Annotated in this window: 17 protein-coding genes and 3 pseudogenes; 7 read left to right on the plus strand and 13 right to left on the minus strand. The window is 60.7% G+C overall.

The window, feature by feature from the left end; all coding sequences use genetic code 11:
- The first annotated feature begins 13 nt into the window (after positions 1 to 13).
- From AC2FNY_RS19215 to AC2FNY_RS19235, 5 genes and pseudogenes are all read left to right on the plus strand, one after another.
- Complete coding sequence (locus AC2FNY_RS19215; RefSeq protein WP_496803441.1) at positions 14 to 673, plus strand: hypothetical protein; 660 nt, start codon at positions 14 to 16, stop codon at positions 671 to 673.
- A 477-nt stretch (positions 674 to 1,150) separates the two neighbouring features.
- Positions 1,151 to 2,587 carry an FAD-binding oxidoreductase gene (locus AC2FNY_RS19220; protein ID WP_496803442.1) on the plus strand — a complete coding sequence of 479 codons (1,437 nt, stop codon included), beginning with the start codon at positions 1,151 to 1,153 and terminating at the stop codon, positions 2,585 to 2,587.
- Positions 2,588 to 2,712: 125 nt separating this feature from the next.
- Positions 2,713 to 6,357 carry an adenylate/guanylate cyclase domain-containing protein gene (locus tag AC2FNY_RS19225; protein WP_496803443.1) on the plus strand — a complete coding sequence of 1,215 codons (3,645 nt, stop codon included), beginning with the start codon at positions 2,713 to 2,715 and terminating at the stop codon, positions 6,355 to 6,357.
- A gap of 29 nt (positions 6,358 to 6,386) precedes the next feature.
- A complete protein-coding gene (locus AC2FNY_RS19230) occupies positions 6,387 to 6,644 on the plus strand; it encodes a DUF4242 domain-containing protein (RefSeq protein WP_238906354.1) in 258 nt (85 codons plus the stop codon).
- Positions 6,645 to 7,123: 479 nt separating this feature from the next.
- Positions 7,124 to 8,394: pseudogene (locus AC2FNY_RS19235) on the plus strand (site-specific DNA-methyltransferase).
- 55 nt (positions 8,395 to 8,449) lie between these two features.
- Here the strand turns inward: AC2FNY_RS19235 and AC2FNY_RS19240 are convergent.
- Entirely contained in the window at positions 8,450 to 9,019 is a 570-nt protein-coding gene (locus AC2FNY_RS19240) for a DUF3489 domain-containing protein (protein WP_496803444.1), read from the minus strand.
- Positions 9,020 to 9,114: 95 nt separating this feature from the next.
- A complete protein-coding gene (locus AC2FNY_RS19245; protein WP_234140895.1) occupies positions 9,115 to 9,345 on the minus strand; it encodes a hypothetical protein in 231 nt (76 codons plus the stop codon).
- Positions 9,346 to 9,461: 116 nt separating this feature from the next.
- Between AC2FNY_RS19245 and AC2FNY_RS19250 the strand changes: the two are divergent.
- A pseudogene (locus AC2FNY_RS19250) lies at positions 9,462 to 9,940 on the plus strand (hypothetical protein); the annotation flags it as partial.
- A gap of 763 nt (positions 9,941 to 10,703) precedes the next feature.
- On the opposite strand, the pseudogene AC2FNY_RS19255 reads toward AC2FNY_RS19250, so the two are convergent.
- The 8 genes and pseudogenes from AC2FNY_RS19255 to AC2FNY_RS19290 all read right to left on the minus strand — a co-directional run.
- Positions 10,704 to 10,898 (minus strand): annotated as a pseudogene (locus AC2FNY_RS19255) (IS6 family transposase); the annotation flags it as partial.
- Positions 10,899 to 10,975: 77 nt separating this feature from the next.
- Positions 10,976 to 11,632 (minus strand): DUF3299 domain-containing protein, encoded by a 657-nt coding sequence (locus AC2FNY_RS19260; protein ID WP_496803445.1) that lies wholly within the window; start codon positions 11,630 to 11,632, stop codon positions 10,976 to 10,978.
- 20 nt (positions 11,633 to 11,652) lie between these two features.
- Complete coding sequence (locus AC2FNY_RS19265) at positions 11,653 to 12,984, minus strand: ABC transporter permease (protein ID WP_496803446.1); 1,332 nt, start codon at positions 12,982 to 12,984, stop codon at positions 11,653 to 11,655.
- A complete protein-coding gene (locus AC2FNY_RS19270; protein ID WP_496803447.1) occupies positions 12,984 to 13,670 on the minus strand; it encodes an ABC transporter ATP-binding protein in 687 nt (228 codons plus the stop codon). The genes AC2FNY_RS19265 and AC2FNY_RS19270 overlap by 1 nt, the downstream gene beginning before the upstream one ends.
- Positions 13,671 to 13,712: 42 nt before the next feature.
- Positions 13,713 to 15,035: a carbohydrate porin gene (locus AC2FNY_RS19275; RefSeq protein WP_496803448.1), complete on the minus strand. Its 1,323-nt coding sequence runs from the start codon at positions 15,033 to 15,035 to the stop codon at positions 13,713 to 13,715.
- Entirely contained in the window at positions 15,032 to 15,766 is a 735-nt protein-coding gene (locus tag AC2FNY_RS19280; protein ID WP_496803449.1) for a DUF3299 domain-containing protein, read from the minus strand. The genes AC2FNY_RS19275 and AC2FNY_RS19280 overlap by 4 nt, the downstream gene beginning before the upstream one ends.
- Before the next feature lie 29 nt (positions 15,767 to 15,795).
- Positions 15,796 to 17,424: an amidohydrolase family protein gene (locus tag AC2FNY_RS19285; protein ID WP_496803450.1), complete on the minus strand. Its 1,629-nt coding sequence runs from the start codon at positions 17,422 to 17,424 to the stop codon at positions 15,796 to 15,798.
- A gap of 41 nt (positions 17,425 to 17,465) precedes the next feature.
- Entirely contained in the window at positions 17,466 to 19,025 is a 1,560-nt protein-coding gene (locus AC2FNY_RS19290; RefSeq protein WP_496803451.1) for an amidohydrolase family protein, read from the minus strand.
- Between the two features lie 193 nt (positions 19,026 to 19,218).
- On the opposite strand from AC2FNY_RS19290, the gene AC2FNY_RS19295 reads away from it, so the two are divergent.
- Positions 19,219 to 20,220 carry a helix-turn-helix domain-containing protein gene (locus AC2FNY_RS19295; RefSeq protein ID WP_496803452.1) on the plus strand — a complete coding sequence of 334 codons (1,002 nt, stop codon included), beginning with the start codon at positions 19,219 to 19,221 and terminating at the stop codon, positions 20,218 to 20,220.
- A gap of 160 nt (positions 20,221 to 20,380) precedes the next feature.
- On the opposite strand, the gene cls is transcribed toward AC2FNY_RS19295, so the two are convergent.
- The 3 genes from cls to AC2FNY_RS19310 all read right to left on the minus strand — a co-directional run bounded on the left by cls (position 20,381) and on the right by AC2FNY_RS19310 (position 25,477).
- A complete protein-coding gene (cls, locus tag AC2FNY_RS19300; RefSeq protein WP_496803453.1) occupies positions 20,381 to 21,811 on the minus strand; it encodes a cardiolipin synthase in 1,431 nt (476 codons plus the stop codon).
- A gap of 67 nt (positions 21,812 to 21,878) precedes the next feature.
- On the minus strand, positions 21,879 to 22,004 hold the full coding sequence (locus AC2FNY_RS19305) for a hypothetical protein (RefSeq protein ID WP_255455781.1): 126 nt from the start codon (positions 22,002 to 22,004) through the stop codon (positions 21,879 to 21,881).
- 14 nt (positions 22,005 to 22,018) lie between these two features.
- Entirely contained in the window at positions 22,019 to 25,477 is a 3,459-nt protein-coding gene (locus AC2FNY_RS19310; RefSeq protein ID WP_496803454.1) for an indolepyruvate ferredoxin oxidoreductase family protein, read from the minus strand.
- Positions 25,478 to 25,598: the final 121 nt, after the last annotated feature.

Here is a 25,598-nt window from a genome sequence, read left to right on the forward strand (position 1 = left end):
AGGGGCAAAAACCATGAGTTACCAGGGGCGCATTGGCCGCTCGGGCGGCACGAGGGTGAAACGGGCGCTGGGCGTGCAGGCGGCGCTGGAATGGGCCTTCCGGGTCGAGAAGGCACAGCTTGAGTTGCCGCTGCCACAGGACGCAAACGAAGAGGGATTTGGCTTCGGCCTCGAATATGTCCTGCTGCACCGCGCGGCGCTGGGCTGCAAGATCGACGGCGGTCAGCACAAGATCGGAACCTACACCCACGAAGATGCCGAGGTCATCGCGGCAACCGTGGCCGGGATGCCGGACAACCTCGGTGGCAAGCGCATGGCGATCCGCGTGGCAGAACTCGCCCGCGCAGGACTGACGCCCGACTGGATGCCTGGTGCTGTCCCGCGTTGTGTTCCGGTCGAGGTGAAGCGCAATCAGCATGGGGAACGGGCAATCACAGTCGTGGGTGGTACCGAGCGCGTTCTGTCCCGCGGCAAGTGGCGGACGGTGGAAGTGCTGGCCTGCCCGGTCACCTACGTCCCGCACCCCCACCAGATCGAAGCTGCGCGGCGTGCCTACGCGGACTGGCGGCAGGCGCTGGGCTGGGTGCGGGATGGGTTGATTGAAGGGGGTATGTTGCGCACGGTCGAAGTGACAGAGGCAATGCCGAAGGTAAGGCCGTGGAGCCACAGGTGACGGGAGAAAATGGCTGTAAACAGCTGTTCTTTGAGCCCGGCACCAGCGCCTGCGGCGCGGACAAAACCGCAGTGGGCTGCAACGCCTCCAGGTCTTGCCTCCCGTCCAGGATCGCCTTGATGAATTCTGGCGGGTCTTATCAGATTGACTTGGCTTCAGGCAGGCAGTGCTGCTGCTCTGGCGAGCTCCTCGCCTGTGTCCGTGATCAGTCAGTTGATGCAGGACAGGTGCGACAGGTGCTGCAACCCGGCGATGGGCTCGACCTGGATTGAGATGCGTGCGGATGTGACCGACAGCACCCCGCGCCTTCTCAAGCCGGGATTCTCGGACAAGATTCCGAAAAGTGTTGACCCCAAAAGTTACGATACTTGGACAGCGAAGCTCCAACTGTAAGCAAGTTCACAGTGAAAAATAATGCAAAGTGTTCAGGTCGGTTGGAGGCGCGGTTCTATCGCCTTGTAGGTGGAGGAAAAAAGGATGACCAAGATCAACGCTCTGGATAGTGGTTCCGTATCAGTTGAAGACGACCTGATTGCCAACTTGGATGCGTCGCTGCGTGGCAATGTTTTTCAACCCGGAACGTCCGGCTATGAAAAAGCCCGGGTCATCTGGAATGCGATGGTTGATCGCAAACCAGCGCTGGTCATACACGCCAAGGGAGCCAGCGATGTGCAACAGGCGGTCAGGTTCGCGCGCAAGCACAACCTGATGATGTCGATACGGTCCGGTGGACACCAGATCGCCGGGCATGCGGTCGTGGATGGCGCTGTTTTGCTGGATCTCTCGGGCATGACATCTGTCAGCGTGGACCCGGATGCCAGGACCGCAAGGGTCGAACCAGGCGCGCTTCTGGGTGATGTCGACCGTGAAACGCAGGCACATGGTCTGATCGTTCCACTGGGCATCAACTCTACGACCGGCATCGCTGGGCTGACCCTGGGAGGCGGGTTCGGTTGGACGACGCGCAGGTTTGGCATGACGATCGACAATCTTATGTCGGCGGAAGTCGTGACCGCGGATGGCGGGATCGTGACGTGCAGCAAGGACCAGCACGCTGATCTGTTCTGGGCGCTGAAGGGCGGTGGTGGCAATTTCGGCGTTGTGACGGCCTTTCATTTCCAGCTGCACGCTCTTGGGCCAGAGGTGATGTCGGGGCTAATTGTTCATCCGATCGCGGACGCACCTGGTCTTCTGGAGAAACTGACGTCGATCACCGAGGCCGCGGATGATGCACTGACAGTCTGGACAGTTATGCGAAAGGCGCCGCCTCTGCCTTTCCTGCCGGAAGAATGGCATGGCAAAGAGGTTCTGATTTTTGCAGCTTGCTATGCCGGTGATATGGCCAAGGGAGAGAAGGCCATGGCCGACCTGCGCGCGCTAGGCGACCCCATTGTCGACGTTATCGGTCCGCATCCATTCGTCGGCTGGCAGGCCGCCTTCGACCCCCTCCTGACCCCAGGCGAGCGGAACTACTGGAAAAGCCATGACTTCGCGGGGCTGCCGAAAAAGGCGATCGATACTCTTGTCGCCGCAATCGGCAACCTGCCTGACCCGCAGTCTGAAGTCTTCATCGCGCATGTCGGCGGCGCCATGGCCCGTGTTCCAGTCGGCGATACGGCTTATCCCGAACGTTCGGCGCACTTCATAATGAACGTGCACACGCGATGGAGCACCGCAGAAATGGACGATGCCTGCATCGGTTGGGCGCGCAAATTGTTCGACGACATGAAACCGTACTCGACGGGAAGCGCTTACGTGAACTTCATGCCGGAAGATGAAGTCGACCGTGTCGACAATGTCTACGGGACGAACATGCGGCGGTTGTCCGAAATAAAGGCCAAATACGATCCAGACAACTTCTTCCGCTGCAATCACAACATTCGCCCGGCAGACAGCGCAAAAGCGGCGGAATAGGGAGCGTTTTTCAATGATGGAAGTCCGGAGAGGGAAACTTCGGGCTTCCTGCATGCTGCAGCCGATGCAAAGCGAGGTTCAAGACATCGGCGAAGAGAGAGGGGTCGCAATCGAAGGTAACCACCTTGATCGGCATTCCCGAAATCAGCATGGTATTTCGCATGGACGTTGAAATCGACACATGGTTGAGCGGACTGGATCTGGGCCGGTATGTTGATACGTTCCGCGAGAACGATGTTGACGGCAGGGTCTTGCCGCTTCTGTGCGACCAAGACCTCAAAGAACTCGGTGTCAGCCTCGGGCACCGAAAACTGATCCTTGCTGCAATCCAGGACATGTCGCACGACCGTGCAGAGGCTGCGGCCGATCCCGGGACGGCCGCCATAGACCCGAAAGCGGAAGAACACGGGCTTTCGACGCCTGCTACTGCGCCCGACAACGGCGATGCACCCGACGCAAAATCGTCCACCGTAGCTGCCGCCGAGCGCCGCCATCTCACCGTTCTGTTTGCAGATCTGGTGGGGTCGACCGAACTGACGAACCGCTTCGATCCCGAGGACATGCGCGCCTTGCTTCAGCGATATCAGGACGGTGTGGCCGGGGCGGCAAGCCGATATGGCGGGTATGTCGCGAAATATCTGGGCGACGGGCTGCTTGTCTTTTTCGGCTGGCCACGAGCTTATGAAGACCATGCGGTGCGTGCGATTAAGGCTGGGCTCGATGCGGTGCAGCGCGTGAGCCAACAGAGGGCACCGGATGGCAGCCCCTTGTACGTTCGCATCGGCGTGGCCAGTGGCGAAGTCGTGGTTGGCGACACGATCGGCGAGAACACTTATGAAGAAGGTGCCATGACAGGGCCAATCCTGAACCTGGCCTCGCGCATTCAGGAACATGCGCCGCCTAACAGCATCGTGTTGCCTGAAGAGGGAACGGAAGCGTCGCTGCACCGGATATTCGAGTTCTCATCGCTTGGAGAGGTGCATCTGAAAGGGTTCGAGGCCCCGCGCAAACTGTTGCAGGTGCGGGCCGAGCGCAGCGCAGAAAGCCGCTTTCGCGCGGCTCATGGCGAAGACTTGTCCAGCGTCCTCGTGGGCCGCACGCTTGAAAAGGGAATCCTCAAGCAGGCATGGCAACACGCGAAACGCGGCAAGGGCGAAGTCGTCCTGCTTTGTGGCGAGGCAGGTATCGGGAAATCGCGGATCACTGAGGAATTCCTGGCCGACGACGCAGTGGCGGGACATGCTGATATCATCCGGCTGAACTGTTCCCCCTACCTTACCGGCAGCCCATTCCACCCGGTCACGGACCGCATCTCGCAGGATGCTGGTGTCGCACCCGATTTCGACGATGACCGCATTCTGGAATACGTGAGGGCAATGCTCGAAGCAAGGCAAGGACTGGACTGGCGAAATGTGTTGCCCGTATTCGCGGCATTGGTGGCGCCTCGCAGCGAGGTCGCGCAAAAGGTGCTGGCGATGTCGCCGCAAGAACAGCGGGACCTCACCATCCAGACCTTGATCAACACCGTGAAAGTCCGGGCCGGCGTGCGGCCGGTCATCCTGTTCGTTGAAGATGCACACTGGATCGATCCTTCGACCAACGCGCTGCTCGACCGCTTCAAGGATATCTGCGCCGATCTGCCGTTGATGATCCTTGTCACCCATCGGCCAGACTGGGCGCTTGCTCAATCCGAAGGCGATCTGCATGTCCAAACCCTGCAACTGCGCCGGTTCGATGCCGATCACGTGGCGGAACTGGTACGGAACGTGTCAGGGCAGGAACCCGACCGGGACCTGATCGACTTGATCGTCCAGCAGACCGATGGCATACCGCTTTTCGTCGAGGAACTGACCCGGGCCATCGGGGCGTCAGGCGCGCGGGGCAAGATAAGTGTTCCGTCCTCGCTGAAAGGGACGCTGATGGCGCGCCTCGACGCGGTGTCGCAGAACGCGAAACAGGTGGCTCTCGCCGGGGCAGTGATCGGTCGCGAGTTCGAGCCGGCCCTTCTGACCGCCTCCATGACGGGAAGCGGGATCGACATACCCGCCTGTCTGGATGAGTTGCGCAAGGCCGGGCTCATCTTCGAAAGCGGTCACAGCCGGGGGAAATACGTCTTTCGCCACGCCCTGATACGCGACACGGCTTATCAGTCGATGCTGGCATCGACGCGACGGCAGCAGCACGCGCGCGTTGCCGAAGCCCTGAACGATTTGAGGTTGGCAGAAATCGCCCGGCAGCCTGAACTGGTCGCCCGCCACCTGACCCAGGCCGAAGACTGGCCCGCAGCTTTTCGGCGATGGCGCTCCGCGACCGAACTGGCACTGGCCCGTTCGGCCAGCCGCGAGGCAATCTCGAACGCCAACGAAACCCAAAAGGCCGCCCGCCATTTGGGCGGCGAAGAATCTAAGGCTGTCATCGCAGCAAAGATATTGATCGGCCGAAGCTATGACAGCGCCGGTCGCCTGCCCGACTGTATTGCGATCCTCGAGGAAGCGTGGAATGCCGCACGCAAGATTGGCGATGCCGAACTTGCCGCGGACGCGGCGAACCACTTTGCCGATGCAGCCATGATGGCCAGCGACTGGCATGCCAAGGCGATCCTGTTCTGCAATCAGGCCCTGGAGGACCTTTCGGAACAGGACGAAAAACGCCGGGCCGGGCTGAAAAGCCAGCTTGCGCGCGCCTACACGTTCACGGGGCAATACGAAAAGAGCAGCGCCTTCGGGCGAGAAGCCATGGAGTTGGCCGCCAAGCTTGGCGACCACAAGGCCCAGTTCTCGGTCATGATGTCACGCTTCGGAGCTCCGTTCATTGCGCGCAGCAAGGATGAGCGGGACCATTGGCGCGAAAACCTTCAGGCTATGCACAGCGTCGCCGAGAAGCTGGGTACTATAGATCAGGGCCGGGACCGGACGCTCAGCCTCTTTCTAGGGGCCGAAATGGCCGACCGCCAGCTGATGGATCATTCGCTGGACATGCTGACCGATATTTCAAAGAAGGAAAACCACCTCCAGCTTTACTGGGTGCAGGTTCACGCCCGTGCGATGATCGCGATCCTGGAAGGGGATTTCGAACTGGCCGAAAGATACGCGAACGAAGCGGTCAAGATCGGCCGCCGGACCCATGGGGAACATGTCGAAGGCGTTTACGGAGTCCAGATGTTCACAATTCGGCGGGAGCAGAACCGCCTTCAGGAAGTGGCCCCGGTAATCAAGCGCCTGATGTCGGAGAGCCCCGAAGACACGACATGGCAACCCGGCTTCGCAGTGATCGCAGTGGAACTGGGCTTCAGGGACGCCGCCGAGCGCATCCTGAACGAACTGGCCGAAACAGGCTTCGAACTGCCCAAGGACGCGCTTTACTCCACCACGCTTTCTTATCTGGCAGATATTTGCGTGGCGGTGGGACACGAGGAGCACGCAAAGACAGTCTACGAAAAACTGATGCCCTATGAGAAGCTGACCATTACCGCAGGCGCCACGACAGTTTGTGCCGGGGCAGCTTCGCGGCGGTTGGGCAGTCTGGCGGGGCTACTGGGGGATTGGGATGCGTCCGACCACATGTTCGAAACTGCCATCGAGATCGATGCCAAGATGAACGCATTGCCTTGGATCGCACACAGCAAGGCAGCCTATTCAACTGCGCTGCGGCGACGCGGGAGGAAAAAGGACATGGAGCGCGCCCTGCAACTTGAGGCCGAAGCGTTGGCAGTAGCCAGGAAACTCGATATGGTCAAGTTAAGGGCCAAGCTGGAAGCCACGACAATCTGAAAACGAATTCCCCGTATTGCGAGGATGAGATGCCGAGATTCATTATTGAAAGAAACTTTGCGGAAAAGCTGGAAGTCGACGACGAAGCAAAGAAGCATATCAAGTCGATCAACGACGAAGAAGGCATTGAATGGATTTTTTCCTTTCTCAGCGCCGACAAACGAAAGACGTATTGCCTTTATGAAGCCCCCGACGAGGAGAGCTTGCGCCGGGCAGCGAAGAGATTGAACATTCCAGCTGATGTAATCACGTCCGTGGACAGGATCGACCCAGGCATCTTCGCTTGATTGGAGCGTAAAAACTGCATTTTGTGCGTTTGCCTCGGCGACCAGCCCGCCTCAGGTCTTGTCAGAGGGCCTTGTTTTGAGGCAGACCAACAGGCACTTGCTGCAGTACAGCCACCAAGGTCTCATTGAGAGGCCGCTCCGGGCTTGTTCCGGCTGTTAGCTACAAAATACACGAAGGTCTGCTGTGAAGCAAACGCCCCCCGCTCCCATGGTTCCTCCCTGGCGCCAAACATATGCGGGGGGGCTCAGCGCGGCGGTTCGCTAGCGACTGGATTCCTCACCGGGGAATCCACCTGGAATCCACCTTCGGGGAAGCCACCCCGGACGGAAGCCACCCTTCTTGGAAGGCTTTGAATCTACTACACTTTTCAGATCGACAAAGCTGCCCCCCTTGACCTACCCATTGATCATCGAAGAATAGCGCCCGGAGGAAACCCCTCTCGGGCGCTTTCGTTTTTCCCACATCCGAGACCTGCCCCATGGACCTCGTCTTTGCGCCGAGCCAGATCGAAACCTGGCCGATCGAGCGGCTGCGCCCCTATGCCCGAAATGCCAAGATGCACGGCGAGGACCAGGTGGCGAAGATCGCCGCCAGCATGGCCAGGTTCGGCTGGACCGCGCCCCGCATGGTGGCCGAAGATGGCGAACTGATCGCCGGCCACGGTCGGGTGCTGGCCGCCACGGTCCTGGGGCTGACCGAGGTGCCCGTAATCCGGCTCAGCCATCTCGACGAGGCCGAGCGCCGGGCTTACCGGATCGCGGACAACAAGCTGACCGAACTTGGTGACTGGGACGAGGCCCTGCTGCGTGACGAAATCGCGGGACTGCTGGCCGAGGATTTCGACCTCGATGTTCTCGGCATCAGTGATGACGATCTGGATGCCCTGCTGCGCGGCCCCGAGGCGCTGGGCGGTGATGGCCCGGTCGAGGGTGAGGACGATGTACCCGATTTGCCGGTCACGCCGGTGTCGGCGCTGGGCGATATCTGGCAGCTCGGGCCGCATCGCCGGATTTGTGGCGACAGCACCAGCGCCGATGTGGTCGGGCGACTGCTGGGCGATGTACGGTCTTGTTGATGGTTACCGACCCGCCTTATGGCGTGGAGTACGATCCCTCCTGGCGCAACCATGCCGGCGCGGCGAAAACCAGACGCACCGGCAAGGTGCTGAATGACGACCGCGCCGACTGGCGCGAGGCGTGGGCGCTGTTTCCCGGCGACGTCGCCTATGTCTGGCACGGGGCGCTGCATGCCACGACCGTGGCCGAGAGCCTGACAGCGGCCGGTTTTGCCATCCGGTCACAGATCATCTGGGCCAAGGACCGGCTGGTGTTGAGCCGCGGGGATTATCATTGGCAGCACGAACCCTGTTGGTATGCCGTGCGCGCCAAGGGCAAGGGCCACTGGGCTGGCGATCGCAAACAGACAACGCTCTGGCAGATCGCCAACCGGGATCAGGACGCCGACACGGTGCATGGCACGCAAAAGCCGGTGGAATGCATGCGGCGGCCGATCCTGAACAACTCGAGCCCCGGCCAGGCGGTCTATGAGCCGTTCATGGGATCTGGCACCACGCTGATCGCGGCCGAGACCACCGGCCGGGTAAGCTTCGGCGTGGAACTGAACCCGGCCTATGTCGATGTCGCCATCGAGCGCTGGCAAGCGTTTACCGGAGAAGAGGCGGTGTTGGCGGAAACCGGCGAGAGTTTTTCAGCCCTCAAGAACAGCAGAGCCCGCTCTCCGGTAAGCTGACTTTCCGCCATTCTGCGGGATCAAGTTTCGGAGCTGGCAAAACGATACCGTTAAGTCAGTTTGTGGATGCCTTGGACAGGAGATCAATCCGGTACGCCATCCCCTTGCCCTCAACCTTCTCAGCGGTGATGGGCAGGCCCAGCTTCTTCTTCAGCGCCCCGGCAATCATCCCCCTCACCGTGTGCGACTGCCACGAGGTCGCAGCGGCAATCTCTGCGAGCGTCGCGCCCTCGGGCCTTTGCAACAACGCGATAACCTGCGCCTGCTTTGTTCCGGCGCGACTCTTGGGCCGGGAGGGAACCTCGGACGTCGCGCCCGTCTCCACTTTCGCCCTCCGCGCCCGGGCGACCGCACCCGCCGCCACCGGATCGATCCCGATGGCTGCCAGCCCGGTCTCGGTGGCAATGAGTGTGGTGCCGTGACCATCACCGGTCTCACGCCACAGGGGCTCGCCCCGGCGCAGGTTGGCGTCGACCTCTTCAAGCCAGCCGTGGGACATCATCTTGCCAACGACTGTCCTGGCGGCAGCGCCGTGCAGCCCGTCGGGCAGCGGCAGGGCCAGGTTCCCCGGCCGGGCTGACGCACGGGACAGGATGATCGATTGGGTATCGGTGAGTTTGGGCATCGTGGCCTCCGGTGTTCCGGCACGCGCCTGGCGCACCTTCTACGGAGGCAAGCCCCGCCAGATGGCGGGGTGGGTTTCGCGCGGCCGCAGGCGCCTCAGGCGGCGTGTTCGACCTCGCCAAAAAGGAAGTCGGTGATCTTGCGCAGATCGGCGGCGACAGAGTTGAGCGATCCGACGGCACCCCAGTTGATGGCCTCCTGGTCGAACTCAAAATGGTCGGCGCTGAGGGCTTTCAGACGATCGAGCATCACGTCGATCTCGGTCTTGGCGGCGATGAAGGCGCTCAGGGCCTCGTCGTTGCTCCGGGTCTTGCGGCGGGTGGTCATGGCGGGTCATCCTTGGGTGAGTTGCATCGTTTTCTTGCGATCAGACTCGCTCTGTCGCGCCAATCTATCAACTCAAATCCGAATGATATCATCGGCTTGAGTGGAGCATTCTGGCCATGCAAGAGATGAGCGAGCGGGAATATGCCGTCCATTCCGGCCTGTCCCGCGGCGGCGTGCAGAAGGCGCGCCGGAACGGGCGACTGGTGCTCTTCGACGATGGGTCGATCGATGCGGACGGCTCCGATGCGCGGCGGGCGGAGATGACTGACCCTGACCAACAATGCCGGTCCCTGGGCGGGGACGGATTGATCAGCGGTCCGGGAGAGACCTCGTCCTATCTGAAAGCGCGCACGGCGCTGACGGTCTACCAGGCGCAGGAACGCCAGCTTGCGATCCAAAAGAAGAAAGGCGCGCTGGTCGAACGGGCGCGGGCGGAAACGCTGGTGTTTCGCCTTGCGCGGCAGGAACGGGATGTCTGGGTCACCTGGCCCGGACGAGTGGCGGCATTGATGGCAGCGCAGATCTCGGCGGAGGTGGAACGACGCAGGGGGCATCGGTGACGAGCGAAACCGCGATCCTGCAGAGGTTGCTGGAAGATGCCCGCGCGACTCGCCTCGAATTCCGTTCCCTCGACCCAGAGCCGGTGAAGAATAACCGCAAGGGGCCGCGCGACCGCGATCTGTCTGTGCCCGACGCATTCGATCCCCGAAGCGCGCGTCCAGAGCTACCCGAAGCGCCATCGCCTGTTCCTCGCTCCTGCAGCGACAGATCCTCCCGTCGCCGGTTGTCCCCGCTTCAGAGCTGAACAACGCAACCCCTTCGCTGCAGCCCCATTACAGGACCTTCATCACTACTACGGGTTGCTCCGCCCCTGTGCCCCGCATCGGTAATCTCACCCTCACAGGGTCCGCCTGCTTGGGTTTCTCCCTTGTCATCGGGGCGAAAGGTTCCCGCGTTCCACACGAAAGCCTGATCTGGAGTCACGCCGCCTTCATGCCGGATGCCATCTGGGCAGAAATCAGGTCGCCCCCCAGACTCGTCCCAGGTTAACGAATTCCCCCCGGTTTCGACATCATCTTGCACTTTTCGACACCTCATCAGCGGTTCGCTTACGCTCGTCTCTCCAGACCATACCTGACGGGCTCGAAGCCCGCCTTATCTGCAACGCTCACCACCACGGCGCTTTACCGTCGCAGCTTGCAGTGGTTTGACGCCTGCCCCTGCGGCCGGCTTCGAGGCACCTACCCTCATCTTTCGCGTAGCTCGGCACCCGGAAAAATGCCGGAGCCTCGCGGCACACTCTCATCCAAATGCCACTGCCAGCGGCTGGATTTCATCCCTTCAATCCGCCGTTAGTTGATCTCATTGGCGAACATCGGCCCGAACCGGTGCCACCAGAACCGAACCGCCTCGTAGCTCACATCGATACCGCGCTCGTGAAGCAGATTCTCGACATTGCGCAGTGACAGGGGAAATCTGACGTACAACATCACCGCCAGACGAATGATCTCTGGGCTGCTGTGGAAATATTTGAACAGATCACGTTTCGGCATGCAGAGAAGCCACGAGAGTGCCCTGCCCGTCTGAACCGGATTCCTTCTGACACCGCCGTCTGGAGCCGACAAGATCCTCAGCTGCTATAGTCCTCGACCAGCAGCGGCTGCATCGAATAGCTGACAGAAACCGGAGCCTGTCCGTCGACATAGCCAACCGTCTGAACCGAACTCTGGGCGACCATGGTCCCGGTGATCCATACCGGGGTGAAGAGACCGCTAACCTCGATGCCCTCGGGATACACGACATGGACGATCTGGTTGGCGGGCGGCGGCGGAGTATGGATACAGGCGCCGACTGTGGGCACGAGAAGAAACTCGACAACCTTGCGACCCTTAAATTCCAGAGGGAGAACATAGCCCGGCAGGCGGACGCTCATGCCAACGAGGTCTTCGTTCACCTTGGTGGCCGCAGCTTCACGTTCTTCCATGATCGCGAGGCGCGCGGCGAACAACCCGTCGACATCGAGACCGTCCTCGGCCAATTGTTTGCGCAACGCTTGCGCTTCGGCGCGAGCTTCAGCGTAATCACTCCGCTCCGCCCGTGCTTCGAACCGCAGGATCTGGCGCAAGCTGTCCATCTGGTCATCGGTGAGGTTCTCGAACGGGTTCTCAATCACGGTGGCCGGAGGTGCAAGCGTATCCCACGAGATTTCCGGAGGTTCAGTCGCCTGTGCGAGACCCGGAGAAACGGCAAGCGAGAGTATCAAGACGAAGCGGGCGAACATGGTCATGGAGGAATCCCCTTCATTTATCATAGCCGAACCGACAGCCCGTCGGCCAGCGTCATGCGGTAGACCCGGACGGCCGGGATGAGCGAGGCGAGGAGCCCGGCCCAGAAGATGACGAAAAGGGTGGCCAATTCGCGCGCACCGAAGACATTCAATCCCAACCTCAGACCGAAACGGGCAGACAGGATCGGGTCGGTCACGAACGTGGCCACCGTGAGCAGAACAAGGCCGAGGATCAGCCCCGCCGCGGTGAGGATGGCAGCCTCGGTGACGATTAGCATAAAGATGCGTGTAGGCGTGGCGCCAACAGACCGCAGGATCGCGAATTCGCGGCGGCGGGTGTCGAGGGTCGCAGAGAGCATGACCACCATGCCGATCATTCCTGCCAAAGCCACGGCCCACGCCATCAGTCGCATCGCGCGCTCGGCTGTCCCGGTAATCCCCCAGAGCTCGGCGAGCGCAACTGCAGGGAGGACGGCGCTCAACGCATCGGAGGGGCGTTCGTTGACGGCCCGCTGCAGACCGAGGACATTCGTCCGATCGATCAGCCCAACGTAGACGGCATTAATCCGGTCCGGTTCGTGACCGTGTTTGGACTCCGTGCCTTCGTGTGCGCCATGATCTTCGTGCGCGTCATGCCCGTCATGATCGTCATGATCGTCATGATCGTCGGTGGGCATGGCGGCCGGGTCGAGGGGGTCGGCAGCAGGCGCGTCTTCTTCCGCATGCAGGGCGTCGAAGCCTTCGAGCGTGACAAAGACCATCCGGTCGACGGCGGTACCCGTCGGCGCGAGCACACCCGATATTGTGAAGGGCGCGTCGTCGTGCAGGTCGAAGGAAACCTCGCCCGAGCCGTGGGTGTTGACGATCACCGCACCGGGGGCATAGTCGAACCGCGCCGCAACCTCGGCCCCGACCACGGCGGCATCCGCCCCGTCATCGGCAAGGATCGTGCCTGCGGCGAGGGAGAGAGGCTGATCGCCAGAGTGCCGGAAATGCTCGAAATACGATGCATCCGTCCCGATCACCGGATAGCCGCGATGATTGTCGCCCATCTGGATCGGGACCGCCCAGGCCACCTCGGGCCGATCTTCCAGCCACTCGAAGCTGTCCCAGGTCATGCCCGTCCCGGTGCCGCCGACGCCGAAGACGGTGGCCATCAGGATCTGCACCGAATTGCCGCGCGGCGCCACGATCAGGTCGATCCCTGACGCGGAGTTGGCAAAGCTGTCGCGCGCGCCGTCCCTGAGCCGCTCGACACCGAGGATCAGCGCGACGCTGAGGCTGATGGCCAGCACGGTCAGGCCGGCCACGAAGCGGCGGTTCCACAGGCTGCGCAAGCTGAAAACCAGCATCAGGCCGCGCCCCCGTTGAGGGCCAGGAAATCAACACTGCGGTCGAAATGATGCTCCAGGCTGCGGTCATGGCTGACGAAGAGCAGCGCGCTGCCCGCTTCGGCGCATTCCCTTGCCAGCAGATCGACAAAGACCGCCTTCGCCGCCTCATCGAGCGCCGAGGTCGGCTCGTCCGCCAGGATCAGGTCCGGCTTGCCGATCAGCGCGCGCGCGGCGGCAACCCGTTGTTGCTGACCCACGCTGAGTTCGCTAGCCGGCTTGGATACCAGGGACGTATCCGACAGCCCTAGTTCGCCGAGCAGATGTCGGGCCGCTCCCGCAGGATCCTCGCCCGCACGCGCGAGCCGACGCTTGGAGAATCTACAAGGCAGAAGGACATTCTCGAGCGCGCTCAGCCACGGAATGAGGTTGAACACCTGAAAGATCATGCCGATATGGTCCACCCGGAACCGATCCCGCGCACCGCCATTCAACGCGCCTATGTCGTTGTTCGCGACCAGGATAGCCCCCGGTGAAACATCCACCACGCCTGCGATAGCTGAGAGGAGCGTGGATTTTCCGCACCCGCTGGGGCCAAACAAGAAATTCCTCTCACCCTGAGCCAGCGACAGGTTTGGTATGCGCAGCGTCGCTTTTTCCGACCCGGGCCAATTGAAAGTCAGGTTTTCGACGTGCAACGCCCTCATTCGATACCCCCCCTCGGTTTTTTTGACACAGCCCCAACAGGGTTAGAATACTGCTCTCAAACGTACTCCGAAGACCGCGATGGCGTCAGAACTCGGATCGCCGATCGGATTCACAACATATTGAACCTGAGGCGTAATCTGGAAGAAATCGTTCAGATCATAACGATAAAACGCTTCCAGCGTGTACTGATTCAGCGAACTTCCAGGTGCACGTCCCCAATTCAATCCAAGGCCGGCTAAGTCCTTGTCACCGCGTGCCTCGTATGCAGTCGCAAAGCTGATCGAACGATCCAGCGCAGTACCACCACCGTTTGCATATCCGACGCGGAACGTACGATGCCAGGAACCGGAACGGCCGCTTGCGGCAAATGAGATACCATGACCCTCCGGAACGCCGGCTGCAGTGCGTTCATCAACCTGCCAGACTGTAAGCTGCAAGAGCCGATCAAAGAGTGCCCCCCAATCAGGGGTCCAGCCGATTGCGAAATGCTTGAAGGTTTCGCCGGTCTCGAAAAGGTCTTTTGCGCTTCGACCTGGGTCAGATGGATCACCATTTGCGTGTGCGAAACCAGCCAGAATGACCCAATTATTATCGACCCGCCACCTGAGTGCAGCGCCCAAACCCTGACTGGGGGCCGGAAAGGTTGATTGCTGCTGAAACTCAAGATTTGTAAACGCCGTCCAGGGGTTCGCCAGCCCATCGACATTCACATAGTCGGTGACATCGACCTGTCCGATCACGAAACTGCCGCGACCGCTCGCAAAGCGCTGGCGCCAATAGAAATTGGTCAAGACCCAGCCCGCATCGCTGAAGGTGGATGAGAACAGACCGGCATACCCAAGAGACGGCCCAAGCGCCTGTGTGGACATCCTGTTTCCGATAGCGGATCGGTTCTCGACCTTGAAAACCAACGTGCCGTCGTTCGACGTGTTCTGACCCACGGCTCTCCATGTGCCATAGATGCGAAACGCATTCGAAGATGCGTCAGAAGGTTTTTTTTTGCCGGAATTCGTGCCCAAGTATTGGATTTGATTGTCGATACCGAAGGAGACGCCGGTTCGAGCTTCGAAGTTCTTTCTCTGGGCGATTGCCCCCTCAAGGAGACCAGTTCTCTGACCCTCGGCCTCAGCCGCGAGTGTGCCAGCTACACTGAGGCGCGACTCGAATCCGAGATCGTCCAAGCTTTGTGCATGCGACTGCTCCGGATATGTGAAAAGCAACAAAAGGGAGAAAATCACCAGTCCCGCCTTGCTCCTGCAGGGACGACGGCCGAGCAAAGACCCAGGTTGCGCAAAGATCATCAGTGAGCGCCCAAAGGAATTAAGCTGGTGAAACGCATCCAGGCTTCGTTTCAGGCTGTTCATTCCGAACCCTGCACGACGGCCAAAGGATCGATACCGCCCTGCGCGCCTTGGCCCATCTCGATCTCCGCGACTGGTCCCTGCACGGTGATCCTGTAAGCAGACAAATTCCACATGCTGGCCATGCGCACGGTGCCGTCCAACATGAATATTGTCTGATCTTTCGGGTCCGTAGACAAGGTGCCCATAACGCGGACTGGCACATACAGGTTCCTGGTTGGAAAACTTCCCTCATAACGGACGCGCACCAACTGGTTCGGCGGCGGTGCCGGTTTGTGACTGCATAGCCCAATCTCGGACACCAGGTAACCCACCGAAGCACCATCCGGGTCGGTTTCAGCGGGTATCAGGAACCCATCCAAGACAACTTCGGCACTGTCATAAGCAGGATTGGTTGCGAGCTTGGCGCGTTTTCGTTGAATTGCCACCTCCCAACGGGCCGCCAGCAGTTCCTCAATGTCATGGCCTTCTTGCGCCAGCGATTTGCGGGCCTCATTGACCTGAGCAGCAAGCCTGTTTCGCGTGTTGGCGTCAAACGTCTCGCTGTTCAATCGCTCTTGCAAGCGCACGACAGTGCGTAGGTCTTCCAGGTCCTTCAGTTCCATCTCGATGAATGGATCTTCGAAGGCCAACGCGGCAGGATCCGGCAGTTGGTTGAAATCGATGGCGCGGGGACCGGCCAACATCGGCGTGGCGGCCAGAATGGCCGCCACAGTTGTCAAAAAGAACCGCATTCCAAACCTCTCAAACGCACAAGGCAGTTTCAATTGCCGCCTTTCGGAGGAATCCCGGGTGCCACATCCGGCATCCCGGTCGAAAACTCTCGGTTCCACGCCTCTTCCGAGACCGGCTCGAAACGCGGCCCGGCCTCGGGCTCGAAACGGATCGGCTGGCCAGCGAACACTTCCAGCAGTTCGTCGTCGCGCACCGTGACCTCGCCGTTTACAATAACGGCCTTGAAACCTGTCGATGGGATCGAGCCCTGATCATAAGTGGAATTGTCGGTCACGATCTCGGGATCGAACACCACGATATCTGCGACCATACCCTCTTGTATCCGGCCCCGCTCCTGCATGGCCTTCAGCCCTGTCCGGCCCAAATGGTGCGCGGCGTTGTAGCTGAGGATCGACAACAGCTGCATAATCGGGATATCGTTCTCGCGCCCGAGGCGCAGCGTGGCAGCGCGCGCACCGGCGCCGCGCGGATGCATGTTGCCCAACTCCTCGAATGGAGTATTCCAAGGTGCGAGCAAGGGCTCGGCGAACATCGCATCGCTGGCCATGGTCGTGCCCTTGAGTGTCAGCCATTTCAAGGAGTCTTCGGGCGGCATCTTGAAGAGCACGATTTCCTTGGTCGGGGTTTCCTCCACGGCCTTGTTATAGCTTTCCAGCGTATAGAAATCTCCAGTCACAGGATCCTGCAACGTATCCTCGTAGCTGTGGCCCAGGCGATCTACCCAGTTTTCTGGCTTCAGGAAGACCGCGTTCAACGCCGTGGAGCCCGCAGCATAGGGATAGATCTCGCCCCAGATGTTGTAACCCTGTTCCTGCAAACGCTGAATGAGTTCGTGGCCAAGGCGCCAACCCGGGTTGTTGTAGTGATTGATCGTGGCCGGCGCGTCCAGAGCCAGCGCGTTGGCGATGATTTCCTGAAGGCCGAGATTCTCGAAAGTGGCGTTGTCAGGGGTAAATCGGGTGTGTACGGCTGTATGCCTGCCATAGCGGGCCGCAACCTTCTGCACTTCGAACATCTCGCGCGAGGTCACACCATCCCGCATGTAACCAAGGGTGCTGCCGATACCAAGACCACCGTCCTGAAGACCCTTGTCAATGATCCGCAGGATCTCGTTGCCCGTATCGTAGTCTGCCTCGGTCAGGCTCCAACCCGAACCCTTCCGAATCTCCAACGCCGCGGCGGGTCCATGAAGCAGGATTTCCTTGTCGGAGAACCCATCGAGAACGATGGCGCGGGCCTGCTCATGGCTGGAGGCGCATCCGTAATTCGCCTGCGTCACACCGGCACGCGACTCGTACCACTCGGCGATGATTGTGCCAGCGCAGCCCTCTTCGATGTCCAGGCTGGTGGTCAATCCGTCACGAAGCCCGATTGAATAACCCATCGGCTGCTGCCAGTGGAAATGGGTGTCGATGAAGCCCGGCCCAACGATGTGTCCGGACGCATCGATTTCCTTCGTCCCCGACAGGGGTTCCTTGGAAATCTCGACGATACGACCGTCCGAAATCCCGACATTGGCAATGCCGTCATACAGGGTTTCAGGGTCCATGACCCGACCATTCAGGATGACGAGATCGTATTCCTGGGCGTGGAGGGCGCTGGCCACAAATAACGCGGATGCAACAGCCGCCGCGGCAAAGGACGAATTCAGTTTCATTGGTATCTTTCGCTCTTCCTGGTGTCTTTCGGGGTTCTGTCTCACTGCGCCGGTTCCCTTCGGATCGGCTGTCCGTGCGGCGCGTCGAGGAGGAGGCTTCCGTCGCGAACGACAAAGCCGCCGTTCACGAGCACGGTCTGCACGCCGACGGCCGGTTGGTTGGCGTTCTCAAAGGTCGCGCGGTCCGCCACTGTCTTGGGATCGAACACCACGATATCGGCGTCCATACCCACCTGAAGCCGGCCCTTTCGGCGCATCTGTGGCACGAAGTCTTCCAAAGTCTGCGCCGGCATCAGAGACATCTTGCGGATCGCCTCGCTTAGCGACAGCACGCCGCGCTCACGCACGTATGAGCGCAGGATCTTGGCGAAGGTCCCGGCCGAGCGCGGATGGGCAAACACGTTGTCCGGCAGTGGCCACTCATCGCCGGTATAGGTCTGAATATTGCCGTCGTCGTCGAAATAGGACCAGAACGTCGCATCCGAAGCGATCAATGTGGCGGGATGCGTCACCGACATGTCGAGCATGGCGAGATCCTCGGACTTGCTTTCATCCAGGAAGTGCCAGGTGATGAAGGTGCCGGGCTTGTTGGCCTGGTAATCGGCGAGTTCGTCCTCGGTCATCCGGTCGGCGCCAAGCTGAAAATTCTCCGAGGTCGATTGCATTCGTTCCCGCCAGTCCGGCCCGGTGAACATGGCGGCGCCGATCACAGTGCTGGCCGCGCCGTAGGGATAGGCCTCGACGGTGATATTGATGCCCTGCGCCATCGCCTCTTCCAAGAGGGCCAGCGTTGCCTCGATGTCCGCCATCGAGGTACTGTTGATGTGGCAGATGTGCATATGCGCGCCGGTAATCGCCGCGTTGGAAATAAGTTCCTTCAGCGCCTCGAACGAGCTTTGCGGTTCGATGACGCTGGCGTAGCGGACATGGGTGTAGGTCGCGACGCCGTATTCATTGGCCAGTTCGGCCAACGCGAAGTATTCTTTTTGACCATATCCAGGCGCGTATCCGGCGTTGACCCCGATACCCAGTCCGCCCTCCTTCAGCCCCTGTTCGACCAGCGACAGGATTCTCCCGGTCTGGACTGGGTCGGCGATGTCCATCTTCCAGCTGTTTTCGGCCTGGGCCTGTTGGAAGAATTCGACGGTTGCCAGCGGGTCAGTGTTGTCGAAGGTGGCAATCCGGCCATAGGTCCAGCCCGCCGCCGCACCGTAGTTGATCGGCAGGCTCTTGGCAGCCTGTCCGTCGTACCAGTCGCCGATTGGCAATACGCCGGATTCAAGCTCGAGCGCTGTCGTCACCCCCTGCATCGCCTGCATCCGATAGTCGCCGATGCTCTGCCCATGTGCATGCAGGTCGATGAAACCGGGAGATACGACATGACCCGTGGCATCGACCACGATATTGCCCTCAAGCGGGAATTCGCTGATCGCCGAGATACGGCCATCTTGGATCGCTACGTTGCGAATTGCATCCAAGCCCGTCTCAGGGTCGATCACACGACCGTTCATGATGACGATGTCGTTGGCCAAGGCCGCGCTGGCAGTGGCAACCAAGATGGCAAAGGTGCAGCTAAAGTGGAGTGCGTTTTTCAAGAACATAAACGATATCCGTCACTGTTGATGGGCTTCAGGAGTCGTGGCGTTCGCGTTAGACCATACCTGTTGCCGACACATAATAGCGTACCGCTGATGGACAGCTGCAGTTGATTTCTGTCCTCACGAGATAAGTACATAGAAGCAATGCAAAAGCTTGCGTATCGTCGGGTCGAGTTTTCATACGTAGGACAGCTGAATGATTAATGATGGGATCGCATTCAACCGTGCACTGCAGCTTCAGCCGTTTCTTGAACTATTCGAACAGCTAGGCGGCAACACCGATCGAGTGCTCAGGGCCGCTCACCTCGAAAGCTTCGACCTCTCGGACCCCGCGACACTCATTACAGGCAATGCGCTTTACCGTGCGGAGCAGGAAATGGCTGATGCGCTCGGTGATCCCTACTTCGCGGCCCGCGCCGCAGCGGTGTTCGTGGAGGCTGGTCCAGTTTTTGTTCGAGAAAGCTTCAAAGCATCACGCACGCTGGCCGAGTTTCTTCCTCGTGCAATCCTCGAAATCGATCGGCAGATCAGCAATATCCACTATTCCCTTGAGATTAATGTGGATTTCACCGTGATCTTGGGCAAGAGAACTTTCAACCCGTCGGCACCGATCATTCAGGCCGATGCCGCACTCGCGAGTATTTGGGTAACCTTACTGAGATTGGCGGTCGCCCAAGAGTTCGACCGCTCGCGGATCTTGATCGTAGTGCAGGAAGACGCCGGCATTCCACCAGAGCTTGTACCAAAGCCTTCGATCTTGAAACAAAAGTGGAACGGCGTAAAGATCCGATTTCCCACGGAATGGTTACAGCTGCCATTGGAATTGAACTGGAAAATCCCGTCTGCCAGGCGCGGAGAGTTCGATGATATATCCCGACGCGAGGCCATAAAAGTTTGGTTGGAAATCGCTTGTCACAAAGGGATCTGCGAAGGATCCTTTGGCTTGAAAGACCTTGCCCATCGCATCGATGTGCATCCAAAGAGCTTGCAGCGCACCTTCACTTGGCTGGGGACGTCGTTCCAGAAGACTCGAGACAATGTTCGAAAACAGAAGGCACTAGAGATCCTTGGCAGCGAGCGATCCATGAAGAACGAGGAAATCGCCGAAATGCTCGGGTTTTCCAACGCCCCAAGTTTCTCTCGAGCATTCAAAAGATGGACCGGCGTCACACCTACCGAGTTTCGGTTGAAGCTGTGATCGGAGCTGTCATTTGAAGACGTATATGGACCCCGCCTGATTGCAACGGCCTGGTTGGACGTGGTTCGTTGATCAAGCTTGCTGAAGTATACCCGAAGGAAGCTTCGCGTTGCAGATCTGTGACCTGATCACTCACCCCCCGTCAGTTAGGGGTCGGTGGTTAAAGAACTGGCCCGACGGTTGCCAAAGCGTTGTTCCAAAGCCGCTCATGCCAAGGCCAGCCCTGTACCTGTTCCAGGGTGACCGCCATGCTTGCGGCTATGTATAGCTTCTGGCGCGCACGCAGTTCGGCGGTTAGCGTGGCATCATGGAAAAGGATGTTGTTTTCGTAGTTCAGGTCGAAACTTCGCCGGTCCATGTTCGCCGATCCGATCAGCGCTAACTCGCCGTCCACGGTCATGGATTTCGTGTGCAGAAGGCCGGGCTGAAATTCGTAGATCTTTACGCCCGCGGTCAGCAGATCCTCGTAATAGGACCGGCTCGTCGCCCCGACCGCGAAATCGTCGTTACGTGCCGGGAACACGATGGTCACATCGACACCCCGGTTGGCCGCGGCACAGAGTGCCGCCTGTATTGCCTCGGTCGGCACGTAGTAGGGCGTCGTGATGACAAGCTCTCGCAGTGCAGTGTACATGATGCTCTCGAACATCTCGGGCATCGCAGAATTTCGTACCGTCGGCCCCGTCGCCACCACCTGTGCGGTGAAGCCAGGCGTTTGCGGGCCCAACGGCGCGTCGAGGACATCGCTAATGTCCTCGTCGAAGTTGGCCATCCAGTCGCTGACGAAGAGGTGCTGCGCCTGTCGTACCACTGGCCCCTCGAAACGCATGACCGCATCAACCCAAGGCGCGTATATCGCCTTGGGCAGAAAGGCAGGGTCGGCGCAGTTCTGGCTGCCGCAATAGGTGACGCGGTTGTCTATCACGAGGATCTTGCGATGATCCCTAAGATCGACCCGGCCGTCGAAAACCCGCCAGAGCGGATTTCCGATCTGCAAAGCACGGGCCAGCTTCACGCCGGCATCGCCCATCGCCTTCCAATGCGGACTTCGGATCAGGTCCCGCGAGCCGAGATCGTCGACCATGGCGCGGCAAGTCACACCGCGCGCAGCCGCGCGCTTCAGTGCCTCGACCATCTTGCCGCCGTTACCGTAGGGTAACCAAATGTAGAACATCAGATGGACGTGGTCCCGAGCCCCGTCGATATCGGCGATCATCTCGTCGATCGCAGCATCGGAGTCTTTCATCAACCTGGCCCGGTTTCCGCCAACAGGGTAGTATCCGCTGATCGAGCGGCCAATGTTGAATAGCTGCGCGTATCGGTCCGGAACAGGGGGCGCGAGAACCTCGTTCTGCGCCGGTTCAGGTCCGCGCGGCTTCGGCAGTTCCCGAAGAATTCGTCTCAGCCGCTCGACACGCTTTTGGCCAATGCTCGTTTCGCCAAGGAAAAGGTAGGCGACGACGCCCGCGACCGGCAGCGCGAAAAGCACCGCTAACCATGCGACGCGCGCAGACGGATCACGGTGCGGCCGCAGAAGAACGCGCACCGCGCAGGCGAGCACCAAGGCATAGTGCAGGGCGATCCAGATCATAGGTTCGTGCCTCCTCGCTTGCGCCAGACGCTGCAAATGCCGCCCCTGCGCGAATGCGCAACTTCTCTCAGCCGAAATCCGTCTGACGCCGCTGGTGGCCGAACTCCTCCGGAAGCGTGCCGGTCGCCCGCCACAGGGCCCGCGCGCCGGTGTTCAGCTTGCCAACGGTGACCTTGTCGGATCGCAGTTTCATGTCATATTCTCCGGTCATGCCGCGTTGGCGGCGGGGGTGGTGACTGCCGCCTTCAACGCAGCGCGGCGTTTGTCGGCGGCTTCGGCGTGGCGTTCGCGCACAGGGCCGTAGCCGCGGATGTGTTCGGGCAGGTCCAGCAGTTCGGTCAGCGCCTTGGCGGTGGCATCCGACCAATTGGCCAGCGCGAAGTCGATATCGGCCTCATAGTCGGCCAGCAGCTTGCGGGCGAGTTTTGCTTCGGCATTGTTGCGGAACGGGTCGAGAAGGGTGCCGCGCAGCCCCCGGAACCGGTTCATCAGGCCGAAGAAGCGCATCGCCGTCTTGCCCTTGACCGCGCCCTTGACATGCTTGCCGGTCTTGGGATCGACGCCGCCATAGGGCCAGGCGCCGAAGTAGAAGGTCAGCTCCATGTCGCCTTCGAAGGTCTCTTCGAGTTGCTTGCGGAACTCGGGCTTGCTGTAAAGCCGCGCCACTTCCCACTCGTCCTTGACCGCCATCAGCTTGTAATAGCCCTTGGCGACGGCGCGCTCTGCGGCAGCGCTCAGGCCCGCGGTTTTCACCCGGCCGAGCATGTCGGTGTAACGCTTGGCAAAGGCCGCATCCTTGTAGGCGGTCAGTTCCGCCACGCAGGTGGCGATCACCTCGTCAAGCGGGGTTTCGCGACGGCTCTCCAGCAGGATCGGCGCGGCGTCGCCCGCCAGTTTCGCGGCTGCCTCGGGGTCGGCCATTGCAAGGCGCCCCAGGTCGAAGGCGCGCTTGTTCTTGTCGATCGCGACGCCGTTCAGCACGATCGCCCGGTGGACGGCTTCGAGCGAGAGCGGGATGCCACCCTGCTGCCAGGCCGCGCCCATCAGCAGCATGTTGGCAAAGACGCGGTCGCCCATGACCTTTTCCGCCAGATGCTGGGCGTCCATGCTGCGGACGCCATCGCCCAGAACGCGGGTCAGCCGCTCAAGCTGTTCGGCGCCGTACAGCCGCCAATCGGGGTTCTTGGAAAACTCCGAGGTCGGCACCACCGTGATGTCGGTCACCGCGACCGACTTGCCCGGCGTCAGCTTGGAAATCGCCTCGTCCCCGGCGGCGACGACAAGGTCGCAGCCGATAAGCGCATCCGCCTCGCCGGCGGCGATGCGGGTGGCGCGCATGTCGTCGGGCGACAGCGCGATCTTGATGTGGGAATGCACCGCGCCGTATTTCTGCGCCAGCCCGGTGATGTCGAGGTTCGACGAAAAATACCCGTCGGCATGCGCCGCCACGGCCAGCGTCTGGCCCACGGTCACCACGCCCGCGCCGCCGATGCCCGAGACCAGGATCGACCACGACCCGTCGATGGCGCGCGGGGTCGGGTCGGGCAGGAGGCTGACGTCGATCTCGGCGCTGCTCGCCTTGGCCTTGCGCGGCTCAGCGCCGCTGATCGTCACGAAGGAGGGGCAGAAGCCCTCGACGCAGGAGAAGTCCTTGTTGCACGACGACTGGTTGATCACGCGCTTGCGGCCGAATTCGGTCTCCAGGGGTTCGATCGCCATGCAGCCCGACACGGTCGAGCAATCGCCGCAGCCCTCGCAGACGGCGGGGTTGATGAACACCCGCTTGTCGGGGTCGACCCATTTGCCGCGCTTGCGCAGACGGCGGCGCTCGGTGGCGCAGGGCTGGTCATAGATCAGCACGGTGACACCGGGCAATTCGCGCAGTTCCTTTTGCACCAGTTCCAGCTCGGTGCGCGGATGCAGGGTGACACCGCCGCCAATGAAGGACTTGCCTTCGAACTTGTCGGTCTCGTCGGTCAGCAGCGCGATGCGCTCGATGCCCTCGGCCCTGAGCTGCGCGACCATCATCTCGGGCGTGATCTCGCCGTCATGCGGCTGACCGCCGGTCATCGAGACAAAGCCGTTGTGCAACAGCTTGTAGGTGATCGGCGCCTTGGCGGCGATAGCCGCGCGGATCGCCATCAGGCCGGAATGGAAATAGGTGCCGTCGCCCATGTTGGTAAAGACGTGTTTCTCGTCGGTGAAGGGAAACTGGCCCAGCCACATCACGCCTTCGCCCCCCATGTGGCTAATCGAGTTGGTCTTGGTCGGATCGCGCATCACCGCCATGGTATGGCATCCGATCCCGGCCAGCGCCCGGCTGCCCCCCACCACTTGCGTCGAACGCCCGTGCGGGCAACCGGCGCAGAAGGACGGCGGGCGGATCGTGCCTCCAGCAAGCGCGGGCGGAGCATCCGGCCGGTTCGGCATGGAGATACCGCAATCGGGGTCGGTTTCGTTCGCCACCCGTACCAGGACGCGGGTGACCATATTCGGGTCGATCTCGCCCGTCATGGGAAAGGCGCAGTCATCCGTCGCCGCCGAATATGCATGACCGTGGAACGTCTTGCCGACGATACGGGGGGTGAGGCCCGAGCCGTAAAGGATCGACCTGATCTGGTCTTCCAGAAGGGCGCGCTTTTCCTCGACGACAAGGATCGTATCAAGCCCTTTGGCAAAGCTGCGGATTTCCGCGTCATCCAGCGGCCAGACCATGCCGAGCTTCAGTCGCCGCACGGCCATGTTGCCGATCTTGCCGTCGAGATACCCCAGGCTGGCCAGCGCCTGGTTCAGATCCTGCCAAGCCTTGCCGGCGGCCACAATGCCGATCCGGGCCGTGTCCGAACCGTCCTGACGGTTCAGCCCGTTGGCACGGGCATAGGCAAGGACCTTGCGCAACCGGACCTCCCACAAAAGGCGTTCCTGATCCAGGATCGGCACGAAGGGCTTGATCGAAGTGTCGGGACCGGTGTCGTCGGGCACGGTGATCCTGGGGCTGTCAGGCGCGATAAGGACAGATCCGCCCCCTTCGACCACATCGGTGACCAGCTTCATCCCCACCAGGGTCGAGCCATACCGGCTCAGCGCAATGCCATGCAGGCCCAGGTCCAGCACATCCTGCGCATTGGCGGGCGCCAGCAAGGGCATGCCCAGTGACGCAAAGTTCATGTCCGAATAGCAGGCCACCGTCGAAGACTTGGCCCCGTGGTCATCCCCCACCAGCAGAAGCGTGCCGCCCTTGGGGTTGGTGCCCGCAAGGTTGGCATGGCGCAAAGGATCCATCGACCGGTCCATGCCCGGGGCCTTGCCGTACCAGATCGAGAACACGCCATCGACCTTGGCCCCGGGGAACAGACCCACCATCTGCGCCCCCCAGGTCGCGGTGGCGGCCAGATCCTCGTTCACACCGGGTTGGAAGTAGATGTTGTTTTCCTTCAGCACCTTGGCCGCCTGCCAGAGGTTCATGTCATAAGTGCCGACCGGAGAGCCGCGATAGCCCGAAATGTAGCCGCCCGTGTTCAGGCCCGCGGCCACATCCCGCTTTCGCTGCTGGATCGGCAACCGCACCAGGGCCTGCATGCCGGTCATGTAAACCCAACCCTCCTCCTGATGCAGCCGGTCCTCCAGCGTCATTTCAAGGCGTTTTACGGAGAGGTGCTTGTTCATTGGTGCGTTCCTTTCGCAGCCGGGTCACGTGACAAATTCCGTGATAGCAATTCGACGAACCGGAAGATTCATCCCGGCTTCAGATTGGGCCAAACCATTTGACCGTGTGTCTCAGTTTTTC

The organism is Ruegeria sp. BHSC223 (assembly GCF_059613025.1).